At 73.1% G+C, this 23528-nt stretch carries 11 protein-coding genes; 2 read left to right on the forward strand and 9 right to left on the reverse strand.

Annotated elements, in window-relative coordinates:
- Positions 1–80: 80 nt before the first annotated feature.
- From K9S39_RS20790 to K9S39_RS20825, 8 genes are all read right to left on the reverse strand, one after another.
- The gene (locus tag K9S39_RS20790) at positions 81–10298 is read right to left on the reverse strand and encodes a non-ribosomal peptide synthetase (protein ID WP_248864878.1); all 10218 of its coding nucleotides are present in this window, start codon (positions 10296–10298) and stop codon (positions 81–83) included.
- A 172-nt stretch (positions 10299–10470) separates the two neighbouring features.
- The gene (locus tag K9S39_RS20795; RefSeq protein WP_248864879.1) at positions 10471–11814 is read right to left on the reverse strand and encodes a serine hydrolase domain-containing protein; all 1344 of its coding nucleotides are present in this window, start codon (positions 11812–11814) and stop codon (positions 10471–10473) included.
- Positions 11815–12163: 349 nt separating this feature from the next.
- The gene (locus K9S39_RS20800) at positions 12164–13597 is read right to left on the reverse strand and encodes a sensor histidine kinase (protein WP_248864880.1); all 1434 of its coding nucleotides are present in this window, start codon (positions 13595–13597) and stop codon (positions 12164–12166) included.
- Positions 13598–13634: 37 nt separating this feature from the next.
- On the reverse strand, positions 13635–14282 hold the full coding sequence (locus K9S39_RS20805; protein WP_283112564.1) for a response regulator: 648 nt from the start codon (positions 14280–14282) through the stop codon (positions 13635–13637).
- Positions 14283–14387: 105 nt separating this feature from the next.
- A complete protein-coding gene (locus tag K9S39_RS20810; RefSeq protein ID WP_283112566.1) occupies positions 14388–16361 on the reverse strand; it encodes an ABC transporter permease in 1974 nt (657 codons plus the stop codon).
- A gap of 29 nt (positions 16362–16390) precedes the next feature.
- On the reverse strand, positions 16391–17128 hold the full coding sequence (locus K9S39_RS20815) for an ABC transporter ATP-binding protein (RefSeq protein ID WP_248864881.1): 738 nt from the start codon (positions 17126–17128) through the stop codon (positions 16391–16393).
- Between the two features lie 91 nt (positions 17129–17219).
- Entirely contained in the window at positions 17220–18407 is a 1188-nt protein-coding gene (locus tag K9S39_RS20820; protein WP_248864883.1) for a glycosyltransferase family 4 protein, read from the reverse strand.
- An 8-nt stretch (positions 18408–18415) separates the two neighbouring features.
- Positions 18416–20020 (reverse strand): glycosyltransferase 87 family protein, encoded by a 1605-nt coding sequence (locus K9S39_RS20825; protein ID WP_248864884.1) that lies wholly within the window; start codon positions 20018–20020, stop codon positions 18416–18418.
- 123 nt (positions 20021–20143) lie between these two features.
- Between K9S39_RS20825 and K9S39_RS20830 the strand changes: the two genes are divergently transcribed.
- Positions 20144–21427: a sensor histidine kinase gene (locus K9S39_RS20830; protein WP_248864885.1), complete on the forward strand. Its 1284-nt coding sequence runs from the start codon at positions 20144–20146 to the stop codon at positions 21425–21427.
- Positions 21415–22080 (forward strand): response regulator transcription factor, encoded by a 666-nt coding sequence (locus K9S39_RS20835; RefSeq protein WP_248864886.1) that lies wholly within the window; start codon positions 21415–21417, stop codon positions 22078–22080. Before K9S39_RS20830 ends, K9S39_RS20835 begins: the two co-directional genes overlap by 13 nt.
- 52 nt (positions 22081–22132) lie before the next feature.
- On the opposite strand, the gene K9S39_RS20840 is transcribed toward K9S39_RS20835, so the two are convergent.
- Positions 22133–23515 (reverse strand): erythromycin esterase family protein, encoded by a 1383-nt coding sequence (locus K9S39_RS20840; protein ID WP_406708150.1) that lies wholly within the window; start codon positions 23513–23515, stop codon positions 22133–22135.
- Positions 23516–23528: the final 13 nt, after the last annotated feature.

The raw sequence follows: 23528 nt of genomic DNA on the forward strand, positions 1-23528 counted from the left end.
CCGGGGCGGGGGGCCAGGGCGAGGTCCGGGGCGTGGGGTGCGGGGCGCGGCCGTGACCGGCGCCCCGCACCCCGGCCCCGTCACTCGGCGCCGGCGGTCTGCTCCAGCTCGGCGAGGATCTGCTCCTCGATCTCGTACGCGGTCTCGGCGACCGTCGGCCGGTCGAACAGCAGCCGGGGCGAGAGGGCGGTGCCGAACGAGGAGTTGATCCGCGACACCATCCGCAGCGCCAGCAGCGAGTCGCCGCCTCGCTCGAAGAAGTTGTCGTGGATGCCCACGCGCTCGGCGCCCAGCAGCTCCTCCCAGGCACTCACCAGGAACTCCTCGGTGACGGTGCGCGGCGCCTCGTCAGCCGTGCCGGTCTCCATCCGCTGCCGCGGTGCGGGCAGGGCCCGCCGGTCCACCTTGCCGTTGGCGGTCAACGGCAGCCTGTCGAGGGCGACGAAGGCCGACGGCAGCATGTACGCGGGCAACGTGGCCGCCAGGTGGTCGCGCAGCGCGGCGGTGTTCGGCTCGCTCCAGGCGGGTGCCACCAGGTAGCCGACCAGGAACTTCCGGCCGTCCTCCTCGTGTGCCGTCACCACGGCGTCGGTGATGTCGGGATGCGCGGTCAGCGCGGCCTCGATCTCGCCGGTCTCGATCCGGAAGCCGCGGATCTTGACCTGGCCGTCGCCGCGGCCGAGGAACTCCAGCGTCCCGTCGGCCCGCCACCTGGCGAGGTCGCCCGAACGGTACATCCGCCGGCCGGCCTCCCCGTAGGGATTGGCGACGAACCGCTCGGCGGTCAGCGCGGACCGGCCCAGGTAGCCGCGAGCCAGTCCCTCACCGGCGAGGTACAGCTCGCCGGGCACGCCGACCGGTGCGGGCCGCAGCATCTCGGTGAGCACATACACCTGGGTGTTGCCGATCGGGCGGCCCAGCGGCACCGGCGCCGTGCCGTCCACCCCCGCGTCCAGCTCGTGGGTGGCGGCGAACGTGGTGGCCTCGGTCGGGCCGTATCCGTTGGTCAGCCGCAGGCCCGGGTGGGCGGCCAGAACGCGGGCGCAGTGCTCGGGGGAGAGCTTGTCGCCGCCCGCGATCAGGTGCGTGAGCCCGCCGAGCGCCTCGATCGCGTCGGCCCCCTCGTCCACCATCTGGTGGAACAGGCCCGCGGTCAGCCACAGGTGGGTGACCTGCTCCTCCTTGAGGAACCTGCCCAGCTCGGCCGCGGTGGGCAGGGTCGGCGGGTGCACGGCCAGCCGGGCGCCGCCCAGCAGGGCCGCCCACACCTCGAAGGTGGCGGCGTCGAAGGACAACGAGGCGAACTGCGCCACCGCGTCGCCCGGCGCGATGTCCGCGTACCCGGACTCGTGCACCAGGCGGACCACCGCACGGTGCGGGGTGAGCACGCCCTTGGGAGTGCCGGTTGAGCCGGAGGTATACATGACATACGCGAGCTGGTGCGGCGAGTCCGCCACCTCGGGGGCGGTCGCCGGACGCGCCGCGATCGCCTCGGCGTCCCGGTCCAGGTCCACCACGGCCGCCGCGGTCCCGGGGAGGCGGTCGCGCAGGTGCTTCTGGGTGACCAGCAGCCCGGTGCCGGTGTCACGGAGCATGAACGCCAGCCGATCGGCCGGGTAGTCCGGGTCCAGCGGGACGTAGGCCGCGCCGGCCTTGACGATGCCCAGCAGGGCGATGACGGCCTGGGCGCCGCGCTCGGCGCACAGCCCCACCATGACCTCCGGGCCCGCACCGAGCCCGGCCAGGTGGTGGGCGAGCCGGTTGGCCCGCTCGTCCAGCTCCCGGTAGGTCAGGGCCTCGCCTTCGTACGAGAGCGCCACCGCGTCCGGGTGCTCGGCCGCACGCCGGGCGAACAGCTCCGCCAGGGAGGCGTCCGGCAGCGCGCGGGCGGTGTCGTTCCAGTCGCGTACGACGGTCTCCGCCTCGCCCTCGCCCAGCATCGGCAGGTCCGCGAGGGTGCGCTGCGGGCCGTCGGCGATCCCGTCGAGCAGGGCGCCGAAGTGGATAGCGATCCGCTCGATGGTGGCCGGGTCGAAGACCTCGGCGTCGTAGGCGAGGGCGTAGGCCAGCTCGTCGCCCGCGTACGCGATGAGGTTCAGCGGGTAGTTGGTGACGTCCGCGCCCTCGACCTCGCTGAGGGTCAGTCCGCCCTCGGCCGCGGCCCGGCCGTCGACCGGGTAGTTCTCGAAGACGACCAGGCTGTCGAAGAGGCCCGCGCCATGGTCGATGCCGCTCCAGGTCTGGATCTGCGGCAGCGGCACGTACTCGTACTGCCGCGCCTCCACCTGCGCCGCCTGCAGCCGGCCCAGCCAGTCCGCGACGTCCGCCCCCGGATCCACCTGGACCCGCACCGGCAGGGTGTTGATGAGCATGCCGACCATCGAGTCCACACCCGGCAGATCGGCCGGACGGCCGGACACCGTCGCACCGAAGACCACGTCCGACTGGCCCGAGTACCGCGCCAGCAGCAGCGACCAGGCACCCTGGACCACGGCGTTGAGGGTGAGCCGGTGGCCGCGGGCGAACTCCGCCAGGCGGCGGCTCGCCTCCGGCGTCAGCCGCGTGACCAGCCGGCTGGTGGAACGGGCCTGGTAGGAGGGTGCCGGACGGCGGTCGTAGGGCAGGGAGTTGGGGGTGTCGAAGCCCGCCAGCAGTTCCCGCCAGTACGCCTCCGCCGCGCCCAGGTCCTGGCCCTCCAGCCACTCCACGTACGCACCGAACGGGCGCCGCACCGGCAGCGCGGGCTCCCGGCCGTCGGCCAGCGCCGCATGGGCGGTGAAGGTCTGGGACAGCACGTCGAAGGTGCTCCAGCCGTCCAGCAGCAGGTGGTGGAAGGAGCAGACCAGGCGTACAGCGGTGTCGGAAACCCGGATGAGGGCGAGGCGCATCAGGGGCGCGGCCGACAGGTCCAGGCCCCGCGCCCGGTCCCCGGCGAGGAACTCCTCCAGCGCGGCCTTCTGCTCGTCCGCCGTGTGCGAGCGCCAGTCAAGGTGCGTCACCGGCACCTCGACATCGCGGTGGACCACCAGCAGCGGGCGGTCCACGCCCTCCCATACGACCGAGCCGCGCAGGATGTCGAGGTGGTCCACGACGCGCTGCCAGGCCCGGGCCAGCAGCTCGGGGTCGCCGACGCCGCCCACGAGGAAGGTCATCTGCTCGAAGTAGGCGGGCGAGTCGGGCTCGGCGAGGGAGTGGAAGAGCATGCCGGACTGCATCGGCGTCAGTGGGTACACGTCCGCCACGCCCCGGCCGTCACCCACGATCCGGTCCACCCCGGCCTGGTCCAGACCCGCCAGCGGGAAGTCCGACGGCGTCGCACCGCCGCCGTCCCCGGAAAGGCAGTGCGCCACGATCTCCCTCAGCGCGTCCAGGAGTTGGGCCGCCAGACGCTCGACGGTGACCGTGCGATGGCTGCCGGGCGAGTGGATCCAGTCGATCCGCAGCGCGCCGTCGCTCACCATCGCCACGACGTCGATCAGGTGCGGACGCGGCTGCTCCGGGGCCTGGTCGCGGCCGAGCACGTCCAGCCGGCCCCGGACGAGGCCCTCCTGGCTGGTGGTGTTGTCCCACTGGCCCAGGTAGTTGAAGCTGATCCGCGGCTGCTCCTGGGCGGCCAGCGCCCGGCCGGCACCGTCCGGCGCGGACAGGTGACGCAGCGCGCCGTAGCCCAGACCGCGGCCGGGGATGGCCCGCAGGTCCTCCTTGACGGACTTCAGCGCCCCGCCCCAGTCGCCCCGGGGCACGTCGAGCGTGACGGGGTAGATGGTGGTGAACCAGCCGACGGTCCGCGACAGGTCGATGTCGTCGAACAGCTCCTCGCGGCCATGGCCTTCCAGGGCGATGGTCGTCGGGTGGCCGGCCCAGTCGCCCAGTACCCTGCCCAGGGCCGCCAGCAGGACGTCGTTGATCTGGGTGCGGTAGACGGCCGGGACCTTCTGCAACAGGGCCTCGGTCTCCTCGCGGCCCAGGCACGCGGTCGCCACGGCGGTGCTGCCGAAGGTGTTCGGCTCGGCGCCGTCCACCGGGATCTCCCGGGAACCGTCCACGCCCTGCCAGTAGGCGAGTTCACCGTCCAGGGCGCCGGAGCGAACATGGTCGGCCAGGCGCTTCGCCCACTGCTGGTAGCTGGACGTCTTGGCGCCCAGGTCGACGGTACGGCCCTCGGCCAGCTGCGCGTACGCGGTGGCCAGGTCCTCCAGTACGACCCGCCAGGACACCCCGTCCATCACCAGGTGGTGGACGGTGAGGAACAGCCGCGGTGCGCGGCCCGCGCCCAGCCGGAAGAAGACGCCCTTGACCAGGGTGCCCGAGGTCAGGTCGAGCGAGCGCTGCGCGGCCGAGGCGGCCTCGTGCAGGGCGGTTTCGCGGGCCTGGGCGTCCTGGGCGTCCAGGGTCGAGAGGTCGCGTACGGTCAGCAGGCTTTCGGGCGCCGTGCCGTACTCCTGCACCCACCGCTCGCCGTCGCGGCGGTAGCGCATGCGCAGCGCGTCGTGGTGCGCGACCACGGCGGCGAGGGCGCGCTCCAGGACGGTGGTGTCGGTGTCGGGTACCAGCTCGACCTGCACCGACATGCCGTAGTGGTCGGGGTTGACGGTGTGCTCGGCAAAGAACCACCGCTGGATCGGGGTGGGTTCGGCCTCGCCGGACACCTCGGCGGCGGACCGGGCACCCGATCCGTCGGCGACGGAGGCGACCGCGGGGGCCAGTGCCGCGACGCTCTGGTGCACGAACAGCAGCTTCGAGGTGAGCCGGAGCCCGGCCTGGCGGGCCCGGGAGACGACCTGGATGGACAGGATCGAGTCGCCGCCCAGATCGAAGAAGTTGTCGTGCACGCCGACCCGTTCGACACCCAGCACCTCGGCCCAGACGGCGGCGAGGGTCTCCTCGGTGGCGGTGCGCGGGGCGACGTACTCGCCGCCCAGCTGCTCGGACTGGAGCTCCGGGTCGGGCAGGTTGCGGCGGTCCACCTTGCCGCTGGGCGTCAGCGGCAGCTCGTCCAGCGTGACGAAGACGGCCGGGACCATGTAGTCCGGCAGTGTTCCGCCGAGGTGGGCCCGGAGTTCGCCGGTGGCCGGCGCATGGCCGGCGACGAGGTACGCGACCAGGCGGCGGCGTCCGTCGGCGCCCTGGTGGGCGACCACTGCGACGTCGGTGACGTCCGGGTGGGTGGACAGCGCGGTCTCGATCTCGCCCAGCTCGATCCGGAAGCCGCGGATCTTGACCTGGTCGTCGGCGCGGCCCAGGTACTCCAGCGTGCCGTCGGCCCGCCACCGTGCCACGTCTCCCGACCGGTACATCCGGCTGCCCGGCTCCCCGAACGGGTTGGCGACGAACCGCTCGGCGGTCAGCGCGGACCGGCCCAGGTAGCCGCGCGCCAGGTGGGGACCGGCGATGTACAGCCCGCCAGGGACGCCGACCGGCACCGGCCGGAGCGCGGCGTCCAGGAGATAGACCTGGGTGTGGGCGATCGGGGTGCCGATGGGCGGTACGGCGGCGCCGCTGAGCGGGGCGCTCATGGTGGTGCAGATGGTGGCCTCGGTCGGACCGTACGCGTTGATCATGCGGCGGCCCGCCGACCAGCGCGCCACCAGGTCACCGGTGCTCGCCTCGCCGCCCACGACCAGCGTGCGCAGCCCCTCCAGGCCCGCGGGGTCGAGGGTGGCCACCGCGGAGGGCGCCAGCAGGGCATGGGTGATGCGCCGGTCGCGCAGGAAGCTCTGCAGCGCCTCACCGACGATCGGGCCGTGCGGCGGCAGGACGAGAGTGGCGCCGGCGGGCAGCGCCATCAGCACCTCCATGACGGCGCCGTCGAAGCTGGCGGAGGCGAACTGCAGCACCCGGCTGTCCTCGGTGACCGCCAGGCGGTCGATCTCGGCGGCGGCCAGGTTGCCGATGCCGGAGTGCGGGACCAGGACGCCCTTGGGGGTGCCGGTGGAGCCGGAGGTGTAGATGACGTAGGCGAGGTGCTCGGTGGTCAGGCCGGTCACGGGGGCGGTGACCGGGCGGGCGGCGATCGCCTCCCGGTCGCGCACCAGGTCCACCAGCGGAACATCCACGGACGGGAGTTCGCCGCGCAGGTGCTCCTGGATGACGATCAGGCGCGCCCCGGAGTCCTGCAGCATGAAGGTCAGCCGGTCGGCCGGGTAGGCCGGGTCCAGCGGCAGGTAGGCGGCGCCCGCCTTCATGATGCCCAGCAGCCCCACGGCCATCTCGGTGCCGCGCTCCACGCACAGGCCGATCAACGTGTCGGCTCCGGCGCCCAGTTCGCGCAGGTGATGGGCGAGCCGGTTGGCCCGTTCGTCCACCTCGCGGTAGGTCAGCGAGCCCTGTTCGTCCTCGACGGCGACCGCGTCCGGCCGCTGTGCGGCCTGCGCGGCGAACAGTTCGGGGAAGGTGCCGCACAGCGGGTCCTGCGCGGCCGCGTTCCACTCCCGTACGACCTGCTCGTACTCGCCGTCGGTGAGCATCGGCAGCGCGGAGACCGGCCGCTCGGGGTCGGCCGCGGCGCCCGCGAGGAGGGTGTTCACATGCCCGGCCAGCCGGGCGACGGTGGCCTCGTCGAACAGGGCGGTGCTGTAGCCGATCCGGGCCTCCAGCGCGTCACCGGCCTCGAAGAACTCCACCGTCAGGTCGAAGGGCGCCGCGTCCCGCAGCACCGGGTGGTCGGCGGCCTCGACGCCGGGGAAGGTCACGCCCTCGTTGGGGGCGTTCTGCAGCACGACCATGGCCTGGATCAGCGGGGTGCGGCTGGTGTCGCGCTCCAGCTGCATCGCCTCCACTACGCGCTCGAAGGGCACCTCCTCGTGCGCGAAGGCTTCGAGGACGGTCTCCTTGACCTGTCCGAGCAGCCGCCCGAAGGACGCCTGCGGGTCGATGTGCGAGCGCAGGACGACGGTGTTGACCAGGAAGCCGACCAGTTGCTCCAGGTCCTTGTGGCCGCGGCCGGAGGCCGCGGTGCCCACCGCGATGTCCTCCTGGCCGGAGTAGCGGGAAAAGACCGCCTTGACGGCCGCGGTCAGCGCCATAAACAGGGTGGCGCCACGGCCTTTGGCCAGCTCCTTGACGCCCGCGACGGTGGCTGCCGGCACCTCGAAGCCGTACACGGCGCCGGCCGTGGAGCGCACGGCGGGACGCGGCCGGTCGGTGGGCAGCTCCAGCGGGGTGACACCCGCGAGGCGCTCACGCCACCAGTCGAGCTGCTTGTCCAGCAGCCCGCCGCCCTCCAGCCGGCCGCGCTGCCAGGCCGCGAAGTCGGCGTACTGTACGGGCAGTTCGGGCAGGTCGGCGGCGCGCCCTTCGACCCGTGCCGCATACAGCTCGCCCAGCTCGGCCGAGACCACGCCCATCGACCAGCCGTCGGTGACGATGTGGTGCATCCCCAGAACGCACACGTGCTCGGCGGCGCCGACCTTCACCAGCAGTACCCGCACCAGCGGTCCCGCCTGGAGGTCGTAGGCGCGGGCGGTCTCGGCGCGCACCAGCTCGCGCAGCCGCTCCTCGCGCAGATCGACGGCCACTCCGGAGGCGTCCGCGGTGTGCCACTCGGGCGCCAGCTCCTCGTGGACGACCTGGATGCCCTTGCCCTCCACGGCGCCGAAGGTGGTACGCAGCGATTCATGCCGGGACGTCAGGTCGCCGGCGGCGGCGCGCAGCGCGTCCGCGTCCAGCTCACCGGTCAGCCGCAGCCCGAACGCGGTGTGGTACTCGGCGCTGCCCGGGTCGAAGTCCTCCAGGAACCAGAGCCGCTGCTGGCCGAAGGACATCGGCAGCGGTCCGGTGCGCGGCACGGCCGGGATCGGGGTGTCCTCCACGGACTCCTCCGGCGCGACCTGCGCGGCCAGTTCGGCGACGGTGGGCGCGTCGAAGAGCGCCCGCGGCGAGAGCTGGACGCCCAGCGCCTGGCGCATCCGGGAGACGGCGCGGACGGACAGGATGGAGTTGCCGCCGAGGGTGTCGAAGAAGTTGTCGTGGATGCCGACCCGCTCCACGCCCAGCACCTCGGCCCACACCCCGGCGAGGGTCTGCTCGACGGTGTTGCGGGGAGCCGCGAAGCCCTCGTCGGCCGGTTCGGCGGCGGCGCCCGGCTCGGGCAGCGCCCGGCGGTCCACCTTGCCGTTGGGGGTCAGCGGCAGGGCGTCGAGCACGACGACGGCGGCCGGAACCATGTACTCGGGCAGCCGCTCGGCCAGGTGCGCCTTGAGCCCCTCGGCGCTCGGGCGGCGCCCGGCGTCGGCCGCCGCGACGTACGCCAGCAGGTTGGTGTTGTGGGTGATCACCACCGCCTGGGCGACGTCCGGGTGGCGGGCCAGCTCCTCCTCGATCTCGCCCAGTTCGATCCGGAAGCCGCGGACCTTGACCTGGTCGTCGGCGCGGCCCAGGTACTCCAGCATGCCGTCCGCGCGCCAGCGGGCGATATCGCCCGAGCGGTACATCCGGCTGCCCGGCCCGCCGAAGGGGTTGGCGACGAACCGCTCAGCGGTCAGCCCGGCCCGGCCGTGGTAGCCGCGCGCCAGACCAGCACCGGCGATGTAGAGCTCGCCGCGCACACCGGCGGGGACCGGCTGCAGCGCGTCGTCGAGGATGTAGATCCGGGTGTTGGCGATCGGGGTGCCGATGGGCGGTACGACGGCGCCGCTGAGCGGGGCGCTCATGGTGGCGCACACCGTGCTCTCGGTCGGACCGTACGCGTTGACCATGCGGCGGCCCGCCGACCAGCGCGCCACCAGGTCACCGGTACTGGCCTCGCCGGCCACGACGAGCGTGGCCCGCTCGGGCAGGCCACGGCCGTCGGGCAGGACGGCGACAGTGGCGGGGGTCAGGGTGGCGTGGGTGACGCCGCGCTCGGCGGCGTAGGCGGCCAGCGGCTCGCCGGGCAGCATGGTGTCCTTGGCGCCCATCACCAGCGCGGCGCCGGTGAGGATGCCCATGCAGATCTCCCAGAACGCCGCGTCGAAGCTGGCGGAGGCGAACTGCAGCACCCGGCTGCCCGGCGTGACGTCGAAGTGCTCGATCTGGACGGCGGCGAGGTTGCCGATACCCGCGTGGGAGACCAGGACGCCCTTGGGACGGCCAGTGGAGCCGGACGTATAGATGACGTAGGCCAGGTCCTCCGGCGCGAACGCGACGTCCGGTGCCGTGGTGGGGTGTCGGCCGATCCGCTCGCGGTCCCGGTCCGGCATCACGAACTCGGCGTCGGTGCCAGGCAGGTGGGCGGCCAGCCGCTCCTGGGTGACAATCAGCCGCACGCCGGAGTCCTCCAGCATGTACGCCAGGCGCTCTGCGGGGTACGAGGGGTCCAGCGGCAGGTAGGCGGCGCCCGCCTTCATGATGCCCAGCAGTCCCACGACCATCTCGGCGCCGCGCTCCATGCACAGGCCGACCAGGTCGTCCGTCCCGACTCCCCACTCCCGCAGGTGGTGGGCCAGCTGGTTGGCCCGCTCGTCCAGCTCGCGGTACGTGACCTGGCCCTGCTCGTCCACGACGGCGAACGCGTCGGGCAGTGCGGCGACGCGGGCCGCGAACAGCTCGGGAAAGGCCCCGGCCGGCACCTCGCGGTCGGTAGCGTTCCACTCCCGTACGACCTGCTCGAACTCGCCGTCGGTGAGCATCGGCAGCGCGGAGACCGGCCGCTCGGGGTCGGCCGCGGCGCCCGCGAGGAGGGTGTTCACATGCCCGGCCAGCCGGGCGACGGTGGCCTCGTCGAACAGGGCGGTGCTGTACCCGATGCGGGCCGCGAGCTCCCCGCCGCTCTCGGTGAACTCCAGCGACAGGTCGAGCGGGTCGATCTCGGCACCGGCGTCGCGGTGCAGGACCACCATGGCCTGGACGAAGGGGGTGGTGCTGGTGTCGCGCTCCGGCCGCAGCGCCTCGACCAGCTCGGCGGGCGTGACGCCGTCGTGCGCGAACGCGCCGCGCACGGTCTCCTTGACGCCGCCCAGCAGCGCCGTGAAGGACGCCCGCGCCTCGATCTGGGTCCGCAGGACGACGGTGGTGCCGGCGTCCCCGGAGACGGTGCCCAGCGCGATGTCCTCCTGGCCGGAGTAGCGGGCGAACAGCGCCTGCGCGGCGGCCACCAGGACCTCCAGCAGCGTGGCGTCGTAGCGCCCGGCCAGCTCCCGCAGGCCCGCGACCGTGGCGGTCGGCACGGTGTACGCGTACGACGAGCAGTCGGTGGAGCGCACCACGGGGCGCGGACGGTCGATGGGCAGCTCCAGCGGGGTGATCCCCGCCAGCCGGTCTCGCCAGTACTCCACCGGCGGGTGGGCCGCTCGGTCGGTCGACGCGTTGGCGCGAGCCACGTTGTACCTCCAGGATCGGGTGACTTCCGCGCAGCCCGAACACCGCCTGCGGCCAGGCGTCAGCTCTCCGGGGCCGGGAAGTGGCCGTAAAAACGTGAAAAGTCGGGTGTGTGGGAAAGGGCGAGATGCGTAGGGGATGTGGCGTGGGGACCGGGCGCTGGGACGGCGGCGGCTAGCGGGCCGCGGACCGCTCGCGCCGGGCCGAACGCCCGGCGAGCTGCATCAGCGCGGCCTCACCGGTGCCGCCGTCCAGGACGAACCGCCCGGTGTAGGGGGCCTCGTCGGCGTCGGTGCGGCGAGCGGTGAACAGCAGCCCGTCGGGGCCGTGCAGAGTCATAGCGGCGACGAGTCCGGTACGGTCGGTCAGCCGCAGCCCGCCCTCGTGGCGGGCGACGGTGAAGCGCGTGTCACCGTTGAGGTAGTCGCCCAACAGCCGTTCCAGGTCCGCCTGTTGGCCCGACCGTGCGTCCGGGACGGGGTGCTGGTGGTCGGCGACGTCGATACCGGCTTTCCGCAGCTCCTCGACGATCCGCGGCCACAGGAGTGTGCCCGTGGTGGCATTGGCCGTCAGCGCGACGGCCACCCGCCGACCGGGGTGGAAGCGCAGGTGGGCGGTGCCGCCGTCCACCGTGCCGTCATGACCCAGCCACCCGCCGTCCGCACCGCCGTAGCGGGCCAGGCCCAGCGCCCAGCCGTCCGCCATGCCGAAGGCGTCGGCGGCCGGCACCGGTGTGTGCATCTCGGCACGGACGTCCTCGTCCAGCAGATCGGCTGCCGACGGCGCGTCGCCGAAGTGCAGCCGGGCGAGGGCGACCAGGTCCTCGGCGCTGCCGCCGAGACCGCTGGCCGGGGCCCAGGTGGGCGGCAGGAAGACATCGACCGGGCGCGCGCCGCCCCGCTCCAGCCGGACGGCGTGCCCGGTGGCCACGGCGCGCGACGCGGCGGGACCGTGCAGGAAGTACGGGTCGATGCCCAGCGGCCGCAGCAGGAAGCTCTCCACCGCCGACTGCCAGCTCATGTCCGTGACCGCCTCGATGACGCGGCCGAGGAGGTTGTAGCCGGTGTTGGAGTACGAGAAGACCTCGCCGGGCCGATGCAGCAGCCCGGCGGCCGCCACGGCGGCCGCGTAGCGCCGCAGCGAGCGCTCGTCGACGTCGTCGAGTTCGTGGTCGGCCAGGAGCCCGCCGGTGTGGCTCAGCAGCTGCCGTACGGTGACCGCGGCCATGTCCGCGTCCGCGGGGCTGGTGAATTCCGGCAGGAATGCGGCCACCGTGTCGTCGAGTTCCACATCGCCGTCGGACACCAGCTGCATCACCACGGTCGCGGTGAATGCCTTGCTCACCGAGCCATAGGGAAAGGCGGTGCCGGTGTCCACCGCATCGCCGGCTCCGATCCGCTGAACTCCCGTGGCCAGCGAAAGGGTTTCCCCTTCGGTGTACACAGCGAGTTGGGCTCCTGGAACACCGGTTTCCGCGGCGAGTTCCCGCAGCCGGTCCCCCACATACTGCACTTCCATGCCTTCCCAGGAGAGTGGTGAATCGGGCCCCGTCATGCGGCGGGGCCGCCACGGCGCCTGCCCGCCCTCTGGCCAGGGCGGGACGGCCATCCGCTGAGCTGATGGTTCGGCCACAAGGCCGGGTGGGCCGGCCTTGGGAGCGGGAAGTTTCGGCCAGTGGGCTCGACGACTTCTGGGTCCGGCTGAAACCTCCACGCGGTACGGATATCCACACCGTGGGGGGTGCGGCTATCCGTACCTCGCCATTGTTGATCATTCGCACAAGGACGGGCAAGCGGTTTCGTCTGAGCGAAAAACCGCAGTTCAGATGGGTATCTGCGAGGGTGGCCGGGACTGGCGCGGCGCTGTGTCAGGCCCAGGGAAGGACGGCCCGCACGGTGGTGGGACCCCCCGGCGGGCTGGTCACGGTGAGCTCTCCGTTGAGCGCGGTGGCCCGGTCCGCCAGCCCGCGCAGGCCGGTTCCCGCCTCCTGGCTGGCGCCGCCCGAGCCGTTGTCGGTGACCGCGACCCGCAGACAGCCGTCCGCCCGGTCCAGGTCCACCCGCAGCTCGGTCGCCGAGGCGTGCTTGACGGCATTCGTCAGCGATTCGGCGATGATGTAATACGCCGCCGATTCCAAACTGGCGGCCGGCCGGACGGACAAGGTGCTGCGCACGACGACCGGCACATGGAATTTCTCGGTCAGTACGGCGACGGCAGCGTCCAGACCGCGGTCACTGAGAATGGGCGGCTGAACTCCCCGTACCAGATCGCGGAGTTCGTCCAGCGCCTTGCTGACTTCCTGATACGTCTCGTCCAGCAGCCGGGAAAAGGCCTCCGGGTCCTTTCCCACCCGCCGCTTGGCGTGCGAAAGGCGCATGAGCAGCACGGCCAGCCGAGCCTGCGCCCCGTCGTGCAGATCGCGTTCCAGCCGCCGGTAGTCGGCGTCGTTGACCCGCAGCGCGGCGGTGCGCCGCAGCTCCGCCAGCTCCTTCTTGCGGCGCTCGTCGGCCGCGTCCACCCGGCTGAGCACCCGGCGCACCAGCCGGGCGCGTACCTTGCCCAGCCAGAACAGCAGCGTCACCAGCAGCCCGAAGCCCGCCATCGACCCCACACCCACCGCCAGGCGCGTCCAGAAGCCCTCGACCAGGACGGTCAGCCCCGGGCCGAAGGCCAGCTGCTCGGGCGGGCCGATGGGCAGACTGACGGCGAACGCGGCGATCGGCACCACCAGCGCGAGGATCGGCACCAGCCAGACCGTGCCGAGCAGCAGCAGGCCCAGGTAGCCGAAAAAATCGGCCCAGCCGGCGTCCTCCCCGGCCGGTCCGTTCCCCTTGCCGTCGGCCTCGTTGTCGGTGCCCTTGGCACGCGGCCGGCGCGGTGGCGAGCCCGGATCCACCACCGAGGCGGCCAGCAGGCGTTCGAGATCGGCGACCGCGCGCAGCAGCGGCAGGCTCGGTACGAACCACGCGCGGAGATCGCCGGCCTTCTTCCACACCGCGCGCGCCGTGAACCGCTCGGCGCGCCGCGGCGGCCGCTCGGCGTCCAGCGCCCGCCGCACCGCCGCGGTGGCGGAGCGCACCCCCAGCGTCGCCAGCTGCGGCACGGCGGAGAGCAGGAGCGTGACCGCGCGCAGGGCCACGGAGCCGACGACGAGCGGGACGAGCAGCAGACCGACCAGACTGCCGACGGACAGATAGATGAGCCCGGCGGCGACCCGGAAGGCGGTCGGCGGACGACCGGCATCGCGCCGCACCGGACCGGCTGCTCGTTCTGCACAGAATTCCACGACGCTCTCGCTCACAACTGCATTTCGGTCGCACTCACCCGGGCAAATCCGCTCAACGCCCCCGTAGGTAATCCAGAACCGCCAGCACGCGCCGGTGGTCCGCCCCGGAACTGGGGATCTTCAACTTCCCCAGAATCGAGGTCACATGCTTTTCCACGGCCCGTTGCGAAATGTCGAGCCGGGTGGCGATACCGGAGTTGGTCAGGCCCGTGGCGATGAGTTCGAGAACCTGTCGCTCGCGCGCGGTGAGCAGATCCGAGGCCCGCTGTTCGCGGGGGTGTCCGACGAACTGCGTGAAGATGTCGGAGTCCAGTACCGTCCCGCCCCGGGACACTCGCTGCAGAGCGGAGAGGAACTCGTCGAAGTCCGCCACCCGCTGCTTGAGCAGGTAGCCGACCCCGCCGCGGGCGTTCCGCACCAGCTCCTCCGCGTACGTCTGCTCCACGTACTGCGACAGCACCAGAACCGCGGTGTCGGGACTGATCTCCTGAATTGCGCAGGCCGCACGTATTCCTTCGTCGGTATGGCTCGGCGGCATCCGCACATCCGTGATCACGACGTGCGGAGAGAACTCTTCGACAACCTCGCAAATGGTCTCCGCGTCACTGAGCGACGCCACCACATCGATGCCTTCATCGGCCAGCAGCCGCACCATCCCCATCCGCAAGAGCGCAGAATCCTCAGCAATGGCGACGCGCACGGTGACCCCTGCCTGTTCGTGAAGTGCCTGCCTCAAAGCACAGTGGTGTTCTCAGAGTTGCTCAGCATAGGCGGCAGTACGGCATACGTCCGACCGCTCGCGCAGCTACTCCCGAGCGGTGACAGCCGCGACGGTGCTGCGCCGCAGCAGGCGCTGCACAGCCGTCAGGCTTACGCATACGGCCACGAGCAGGCACGCGCAGACGAGACCGAGCAGGGCCCCCCACGGCACGCTGAGCGGAATCGCTCCATAGGATACGCGCAGCCCGGCGCGGTAGGCCGCCAGACCCAGGGCGATCACCCCGGCCGCGAGCCCCGCCCCGACGGTGGTGGTGCCCAGCGCCTCCCACAGCGCCATGCGCCGCACCTGCCAGGCGCCGGCCCCGAGCATGCGCATCCCCGCGATCTCCCGCCCCCGCCGGCTGTACGACATCACCAGGGTGTTGGCGACGGCGATTAGGGCGTACGCCGCGGCGGGGCCGGTCAGCACCACCAGCACCAGGTCGTTGAGCCGGTCCTGTTCGGTGGCCCGGCCCTCGTACCACTCGGCGGTGGGCGTCACGGCGACCGACTGCCCGCCCTGTTCACGAAGGGCGGCGGCCAGCCGCCCGGCCGCCGCCCCGGCACCGCCGGACGGGTCCGCCAGCAGCACCGTGGCCCGCTCCGGGGCCGCCGCGCGGGCGCGCTCCGCCTCCGGCAGCAGCAGATGCGGCACCGCCGCGCCGCCGTCCAGCACCGCCAGCACCCGCGCGCTCACCGGCTGCCCGCCGAAGAACCCGTACGTGATCCGGCTGCCCACGCGGTACCCGTACCAGTCGGCGAACTCCCGGGAAACCGCGACCGTTCGGGGCGCCAGCTCCTGGACGGCGCCCTGCACGGCGGTGAGGCGGTGGGTACGGGCCAGCGCCGGCAGGTCGGCCGCCGCGGCCTGCTCCCGCCACGCCGTGTCCCGTCCGGCCACGGCGAGTTCGACCGGCGCGGGCGCCGAGACGGCCCGCACCCGGGGGTCACCGCGCAGCGCGGCCAGCGCCCGCTCGCTCAGCTTCCCGCTCCCGTCGGCGGGTTCGACCACGACCTGCCCCAGGGTGCGGGCCCGCTCGTCGGCGGCCGCGGCGGCGCCCGTGGTCGCCATCACCGATGTGAAGGTGCCCACGATGGCCACGATCGCCAGAACGGGCCCCACCAGCGCGGCGGTTCGCCGCTTGGCCGTCCCCGCCGCCTCCCCGGCCAGCCGCCCGGACACCGACCCCGACCACGTGAGCGGCGCTGTCAACAACCGCACCAGCCCCGGCAGATACAGCGGCCCCCACGCGGTGGCGGCCAGCGTCAGCGCCAGCGGCCCGAACAGCGCCAGCGGCGTGGCCGCCTCCGCCCCCGCGTTCGGTGCCAGCGCCACCATGGTGCCGCCCGCGGTCAGCAGGACCAGCCCGGAAATCCACCGCCCGGCGGTCATCGCCTTCGCGTCCAGATCGGCCTCGCGCAGCGATGCGGTGGGCCTCACCCGGGCGGCCCGCCGGGCAGCGGCCAGCGCCCCCAGTACGGCGATCACCAGCCCGCTGCCCGCGGCGAACAGCAGCGGCCCGCCCAACGGCCCGGCCCGCAGCTCCACGGGCGTCAGCCCGGTACCGTTCAGGGCCCGTACCGCCCACGGCGCGACCACGGCCCCCATCGCGCAGCCCACGGCCGCGGCCGGCACCGCCACCGCCAGCGCCTCGCCCAGCACCATCCGCCGCACCTGCGGCCCGCCCGCGCCGACCAGCCGGAGCAGCCCCATGTCCCGCCCGCGCAGCGCCACACTGAACGCGAACGTCCCGGCGATCACGAACACCGTCACGAACGCCGAGACCACCCCGGCCATCGCCAGCACACTCTGCACCCCGCCGAGGTCCACCGCGCCGCCGGAGAGGGTATGGCGCGCACCCGCACCGTCCTGGAGCGTGACGGCGGGCCCGGCGGAGGGCCGGTGCGCGCCCCAGGTGGCGGCCAGCGCGACGGCCGTCGTCCCGATCAGCGCCACCCCCAGGGCGAGGGCGACGAAGGCACCCGCGAACAGCGCCCAGTAGTGGCGTGCGGAACGCACGGACAGCTGCCACATCCCGCTCACCGGTCCTAGCCGCTAACGTACGCGGCGACCTGCTCCGCGGTGGGGTGGTCGAGCTTGCCGACGATCTGCCCGTCCACGAGGAAGACCACCCGGTCCGCCCAGGCCGCGGCGTGCGGGTCGTGCGTGACCATCACCACCGTGCGGCCCGCCCGGTCCACGGCCTCCCGCAGCAACCCCATGACCTGGCGGCCGGTCGCCGTGTCCAGCGCGCCCGTCGGCTCGTCCGCGTAGACGATCTCCGGCTCGGCCACCAGCGTGCGGGCGATCGCCACCCGCTGCTGCTGCCCGCCGGAAAGCTCGGCGGGCCGCCGTTTCTCCCTGCCCTCCAGCCCCACCTGGCGCAGCGCCTCCATGACGACGGCCCGTTTGGGGGCGCGGCGGCCCAGTCGCAGCGGCAGTGCGACGTTCTCGTACGCGGTGAGCATCGGCAGCAGGTTGAACTGCTGGAACACAAACCCGATCCGGTCCCGCCGGATGTGTGTCAGCTCCCGCTCGTCGCACTGGCTCAGGTCGGTCCCCCCCAGCAGCACCTGCCCGCTGGTGGGCCGGTCGAGCCCGGCGGCGCAGTGCAGCAGCGTGGTCTTGCCCGACCCCGAGGGGCCCATGACGGCGGTCATGGCCCCCTGTGGAAAGCCGAGCGAGACATCACGCAGCACCGGCGCCGGACCTGACGAGCTCTCATAGCTCTTGGACACGCCCGCCAGCTGGGTCGCGGGCAGGCGAATGTCGGTCGGGATGGTCACGGGAATCAGATCCTTGTCGAAGCGGGGGACGCCAGGGCGCGGAGGGCGTACGGCCCCGGGCGCAGCGGGGGAACCTGCGCCCGGGGCCTGCTCAGTGGCGCGCGGACACCGCATCGGTCCGCTGCGCGGGGTGTTCGCCCTCGTCTCCGGGGGTGAGCAGCCGCATCAGGTGGCGCGCCGAGCCGTCCCAGGACCACTCCCGCGCCACCCAGCGGCGGCCCTCCGCCCCCATCTCCGCGGCCCGCGCCGGGTCGCCCAGGATGCCGGTCAGCGCCCGGGCCACCGCCGACGACTCGTTCCCGTCCACGACCTGCCCCGTACGCCCGTCCAGCACCGTGTCCGGCGCACCGCCCGAGTCGCCGGCCACGACCGGCAGCCCGCTCGCCGCGGCCTCCAGGAACACGATCCCCAGCCCCTCGGCCTCCAGCCCCTTCTTCCGGGTACGGCAGGGCATCGCGAAGACGTCCGCCACCGCGTAGAAGGCGGGGGTGTCGGCGTGCGGCACCCCGCCCGCGAAGCGCACCGCCCCCTCGACCCCGTGCTCCCGGGCCAGCTCCCGCAGCCGCTTCTCGTAAGGCCCCTGACCGACGATCAGCAACACCGCCTCGGGTATGCGGCTCCGGATCAGCGGCAGCGCCCTGATGAGCGCGTCCTGCCCCTTGCGCGCCACCAGCCGCGAGACACACACGATCACACGCTTGCCATGCAGCCCGAACGACGTGCGCAGCGCCTCGGCGGCGTCACCGTCCGCCGCGTCCGCGGCGAACGCGGTGGCGTCCACCCCCGGCACCAGCCGGCTCATCCGCCCCCGCGGCGCCAGCGCGGGCTCGATGCGCGTCCGCGTGTACTCCCCGAGGTACGTGACCACGTCCACCCCCGCGCCGATCCGCCGCATCAACTGCCGTGCCCCGGGCGTCTTGGCCCACCAGATCTCGTGGCCGTGGGTGGTGGCAACCATCCTCCGGACCCCGGCGCGCCGCAGCGCGGGCGCCATCAGCCCCAGCGGCGCCGCGGCCCCGAACCACACCCGGTCACAGCCGTGCGCCCGGGCGATCTCCACGGCCCGCCGGGTCGCCCGGCGGGTGGGCAGCAGCATGCGGGTGGTGTCCCGGATGACCGGGAACGGCAGCGTCGCGTCGTACGCGGCGGCACCGGGCTCGTGCGAGGTGTAGACGACGACCTCGTCCTTCGGTATCCGCGTGGCCATCGCGTGCACAAAGGTCTCGATCCCTCCCTGACGGGGCGGGAAGTCGTTGGTGATGACGAGGGTGGAGCCCATGACTGGTCTCAGTTGCCTTTCGGTCGGGGCGGCTGAGCCGCGCGAACGGGGGCCTGCGGTACGGAACCGACGACGGCAGCAGGACGCACCCGGCGAGAAGAACGACGACCGTGGGAGGGAGCCGAGAACGGCGGGCCGGCGAACGAGTGGGCAGGGGCGGACACTGCCTCGGGGGTGCGCCGCGCGCCGGCCAGAGCCGCGGCACAAGCCCCTGCGCCACCGACATGGGTAGCGCTGGCCACTTTGCCCCCTATGCTCCTATAGCCCTCCACACCCTGTGCATCGGGGGGTACCACGCCCCGCCCCGGCCGTATCCGGCCCCACGACTCGGAGGCCAGCCGCGACCAGACCACCAGCACGACGGGCAACGCCAGATACCCGAACCGGCCCGCCGGCGCCAGCAGGAACGCCGCCGTGAGGCCCAGTGCCAGCCGGTCCGCGCCGGCCACCACACCGGCCGGCCGCCGCACCACCAGCGAGACGGCCACCGCCAGTGCGGCCGCGCCCAGCAGCACCACCGCCGCCAGCCAGCCGCCGGTGCCCAGTCCGGCCAGCAGGTGCCCGGGCAGCGGGCTGCTCGCCGGGGTGGGCACCGCACCCCGCCCGGTCGGGAAGGCCAGGACGTGTTCCACCATCGCGGCCGGGGTGAGCAACGCACTGGGCACGATCAGTACAGCCGCGCCCGCACCCGCCAACGCCAGGCACCTGGCCGCCGCCCGCCACCCGTACAGGCAGACCAGCACCGCCAGCGCGACCGGCAGCGCGGGCCAGGCCGTCCACTTGAAGGAACAGGCCAGCGCGAGCGACACCCCAGCGCCCAGCACCCGCCCGCGCGCCGCGAAGGCCAGCGCCAGACAGCAGACCCCGGTGAGCGGCAGGTCCACCCCGCTGACGCACAGCGGCAGCGCCACCACCGGCGAGGCGATCAGCGCAGCCACCCCCAGGCCGTACGAGGGGACGCGCGAGGAGGAGCCGTACGACAAGCCAGCCGGTGTGCCGTACGCGCCGAACGGCCTGCCGTACGCCCCCCGGCCCGGGAAGCCGTACGGGCCGCGGCCGGCGGTCCGCAGCACCGCACGCCCGGCGGCCAGGCACCCCAGGAACACCGCCCCGCACCACATGCGGGCATCCCCGAGCCACGCGGTGGCCCAGGTGCCCTCGCCCAGCACCGCTCGTGGCAGGCCGAGCAGCGCCATCCCCGGCAGGTACGGGTTGTAGTCCGCCAGGCCCTGCGGGTCGGGCAGGTAGGGGCTGCCTGTCGCCAGCAGCTGCGTCATCGAGCGCTCGATGACCCCCACTTCGGACTGCTGGGCCCCGCTCAGGACCAGGAGCAGCAGCGGCACCACCACCGCACCCGCCAGTGCGAGCACCACCGACGCCGCGCGCGCCCGGCGGCCCGGAAGCCACATCACAGCGGCAGCGGCGAGGACATAGCCGACGGCGGCACACAGCCCCCACGTCCGGTGAGTGGCGAGTGCCGAGACGACCGGGAAGGCGCCCGCCCACCCGGCGGCGGCCAGCCAGCCCAGGGCCCAGGCACCGCGCCGGTCCCACCGGCACCGGTCAGCCACCGACGGCGCGGCGGGTCGGTCCAAGACTCGGTATGCGCTCACCCCGTCAGTGCATCCCAGGGCAACACCTCAGGTCACGACACCTATGTCGAGAGTTCATGGTCGGGTTTTCGCTACCTTCGCCACCCCGGGCCACCCTCCCCGCCACACGTTAGGGTCCTCGCCGTGGAACCACGCATAGCCGTATGGGACGCGGTCAAGAGCCGCCCCCTGCGCTTCCTCATCTCGTGCTGGCCCTGGCGCTGCTGGGCGTATCTGCTCAGCGGTACAGTGCTGGGCGCGCTCACCCTGCTCGTCCTCTACGCCCTGATCGCCTTCGGGGTGGTGCTGTCCGTCGTCGGCGTCGGCCTGCTGATCCTGGCGGTGGCCGCGGTCTTCGGCATCCCCGTCGCCGCCATGGAACGCCGTCGGCTGCGGTTGGTCGAACCGACACCGGTACCCGACCCGCACCGCACCCTCCCCCGTACCGGCCCCTGGTACTGGCTGCGCAGCCGGCTGCGCGAGCGCGCCACCTGGCGCGAACTGGGCTACACCGCTGTCTTCTGCCTGGTCTTCACCGCCACCGGCATCGGCTTCGCGGCGCTGCTGGCCTTCTCGTGCCTGCTGCTGGCGGCACCGGTGATCGTGGCGGCGGTGGCTCCCGACACCGTCATGCTGATCCCCGGTGAGCCGGTATCCGGCCCCGTCGCCGCCCTGCCGGCTGCGGCCGTCGGCCTGTTGGGCCTGGTCGTGTGCGCGTACGCGGGCGGGCTGCTGGCCGGGCTGCAGGCGCGTACCGCGTGGTTCCTGCTGGCCGCCCGCGACGAGGACCTCAGCAGCCGCGTGATGGAACTGACCCGCTCCCGGGCACGCCTGGCGGACGCCTTCGAGGCCGAGCGGCGCCGTATCGAACGCGACCTGCACGACGGCGCCCAACAGCAGCTCGTCGCGCTGACCATGACACTGGGTTTGGCCGAGATGGAGCTCCAGGGCAGCGACTCCGGCGCGGCCGAACTGGTCCGCCGCGCCCGCGCCGAGGCCCGCCAGGCCCTCGGCCAGCTGCGCGACCTCGTCCGCGGCATCCATCCCCAGGTCCTCACCGACCACGGCCTCGCCGCCGCCGTCGAGGAGATCGCCTCCCGCAGCCCCGTCCCCGTCACCGTCGACATCGACCTGCCGCACCGCCTGCCCGCCCCCGTGGAGACGATGGCCTACTTCGCCGTCACCGAGGCGCTCACCAACGCCGCCAAACACGGCGGTGCCACCCACATCGGCATCGTCGGCTCCCTCAAGGACGGCCGCCTCACCCTGCTCATCACCGACGACGGGCAAGGGGGCGCCGATCCCACGGCGGGCACCGGTTTGCAAGGATTGGCCGACCGAGTAGCAATTCTGAAAGGCAGGCTCGTGCTGTCCAGCCCTGTCGGCGGCCCCACCCAGCTGCGTGTGGAGGTTCCGTGCTCCGTGTAGTCCTGGCCGAGGACTCGGTCCTGCTGCGGGCCGGCCTCGTCGAACTGCTCACGCGCGGCGGCCACGAGGTCATCGCCGCGGTCGGCGACGCCGAGGCCCTGGCCTGCGCCGTGGACGACGACTGCCCGGACCTCGTCGTCACCGACGTCCGGATGCCCCCCGACTACGACGACCAGGGCCTCAAGGCCGCCCTCGACCTGCGCACCCGCCACCCCGGACTCGCCGTCCTGGTGCTGTCCCAGTACGTGGCCACCGCCTACGCCACCCAGCTCCTCAGCGGCGGGACGGGCACCGGGGGCCTCGGCTACCTCCTCAAGGACCGCGTCGGCGAGGTCTCCCAATTCCTCACCGACCTGCGCCGCATCGCGGCCGGCGAAACCGTCGTCGACCCCGAGGTCGTCCGCGTACTCCTCGCCCGCCAGACCGCCGACCACCCCCTGCGGCGCCTCACCCCGCGCGAACGCGAGGTCCTCGCCCTCATGGCCGAAGGCCTCAACAACCAGACCATCGCCCACCGGCTCTCCGTCACCGAGGCCGCCGTCGTCAAACACGCCAGCAACATCTTCGCCAAACTCGACCTCGACCCCACCGACGGCAACCGCCGCGTCCTGGCCGTCCTCGCCCACCTCCGCAACGACTCCACGCCCTACTGATCCGGCCCAGGGCCTGGCGATCCGGCACACGGCCCAGCGATCCGGCACAGGCCTAGCGGCTACCGGATCCGGATCCGGCTCCACCGGGGCCCCGCAACCACGCCGCCTCGACGCGGTGAAGGTGGATGAGGACGTCGTGGCTGCGGCCGAGTGCGACGGCGTACGGGCCGTCCGGATAGTCGGTGCCGATGCTGCGCGTCGGCCGGGCCGCGGCCAGCCACCCGCGGGCCGGTGCGCCGACGGTCCGCAGGTCGACCGCGTAGTCCCGGTACCGGACCCGGTCCAGGGTCCGCTCGTTGCTGCCGGGGCCCGCCGGGCCGAGCGTCCACCGGTGGATGGCACCGTCCGGGCCGGTGGCGTTGAACGAGCCCCGCTCGAAAGCGAGGCCCACGCTCACATACCCGGAGCCGAGGCTGTCCCGCAGGAACGCGCCCTGCACCTTCGGGTAGTGAGCGGGGTCCCGCGTCTCGTAGGCGACATGGGCGCTGTGCGCCGACAACAGCACCTTCGTGCCCGTGTGCCGCTGCCACCAGACCACATTGGCCGCCATCGCCGCGTCGCGGTAGCGCATACTCGAGGCAACCTGCGCGGGATCCTCGAAGTCAAAGGCGTACTGCCGAGCGGTCTGATCGATGACCCGCGCATTCTGTACGGCCCGCTCGTACGCCCTCCGGTCCGCGTCGCCCGCAGTCTGCCGCTTCATCAACTCCATCGACTTCAACGACTCCAGCAACTGAAGGGCCCGCCCCGTCCGCTCCGCCATCTCCTTGCGCTCGCCGTACGGCTTCTTCAGGTACTGATCCAGGTACGTTCCCGTCGCCACAGTGGGCCGCAGCCCGCGGTAGAGCTCACCGAAGCGGGCGCTCAACTCCGGGTGCACGCGGGCCACATAGCCCGTGACCGCGTCGTACAGCTCGGGCCCGCTCCAGGCCATGTCGTCGCCCATGAAGCGGACCGGGTCGTGCGGATGGCGGACGTTGTACGCGCGCATCCACTCGATGAGCCGCAGATAGTCGGTGTTGTCCCACCACAGGTAGCCGCCCTGGAACTCGTCCCTCATGATGCGGCGTACATCGCCCGTGCCGTGCAGCACATAGGTGTTGAGGCGCAGTCCGGTGCTCCAGCTGGCCTCCAGGGCGAAGGTGCGGAAACCCTTCTCCTCGACGAGGTGCCGGAAGAGGCGGTGCTTCAGGGCGAAGAAGTCGTGCGAGCTGTGCGTGGCCTCACCGACGCCCACGACCCGGGCGCCGCCGACCATGCGGCCGAGGGGACGCAGATCGCGGCTGCCGCCCTGCGGCTCAACGGTCCGCAGGGGCCGAGCCCCCCGCTCGAGTGCCGCAACGACCGAGCCATCGGAGTCCCCCAGGGGGGCGGTGGACACCGACCCGGCGGCCGCGGCCGCCGGCGCCCCTGCCATCGCCGCGCCGAGCCCCATCAGCAGCCCCAGG

It is taken from the genome of Streptomyces halobius, assembly GCF_023277745.1.
GTDB lineage: Bacteria > Actinomycetota > Actinomycetes > Streptomycetales > Streptomycetaceae > Streptomyces > Streptomyces halobius.

Coding starts and splice junctions, on each gene's coding strand:
- K9S39_RS20840 (WP_406708150.1), bottom strand. CDS start 23,515: ATGGGGCTCGGCGCGGCGATGGCAGGGGCGCCGGCGGCCGCGGCCGCC.
- K9S39_RS20795 (WP_248864879.1), bottom strand. CDS start 11,814: ATGGAAGTGCAGTATGTGGGGGACCGGCTGCGGGAACTCGCCGCGGAA.
- K9S39_RS20820 (WP_248864883.1), bottom strand. CDS start 18,407: ATGGGCTCCACCCTCGTCATCACCAACGACTTCCCGCCCCGTCAGGGA.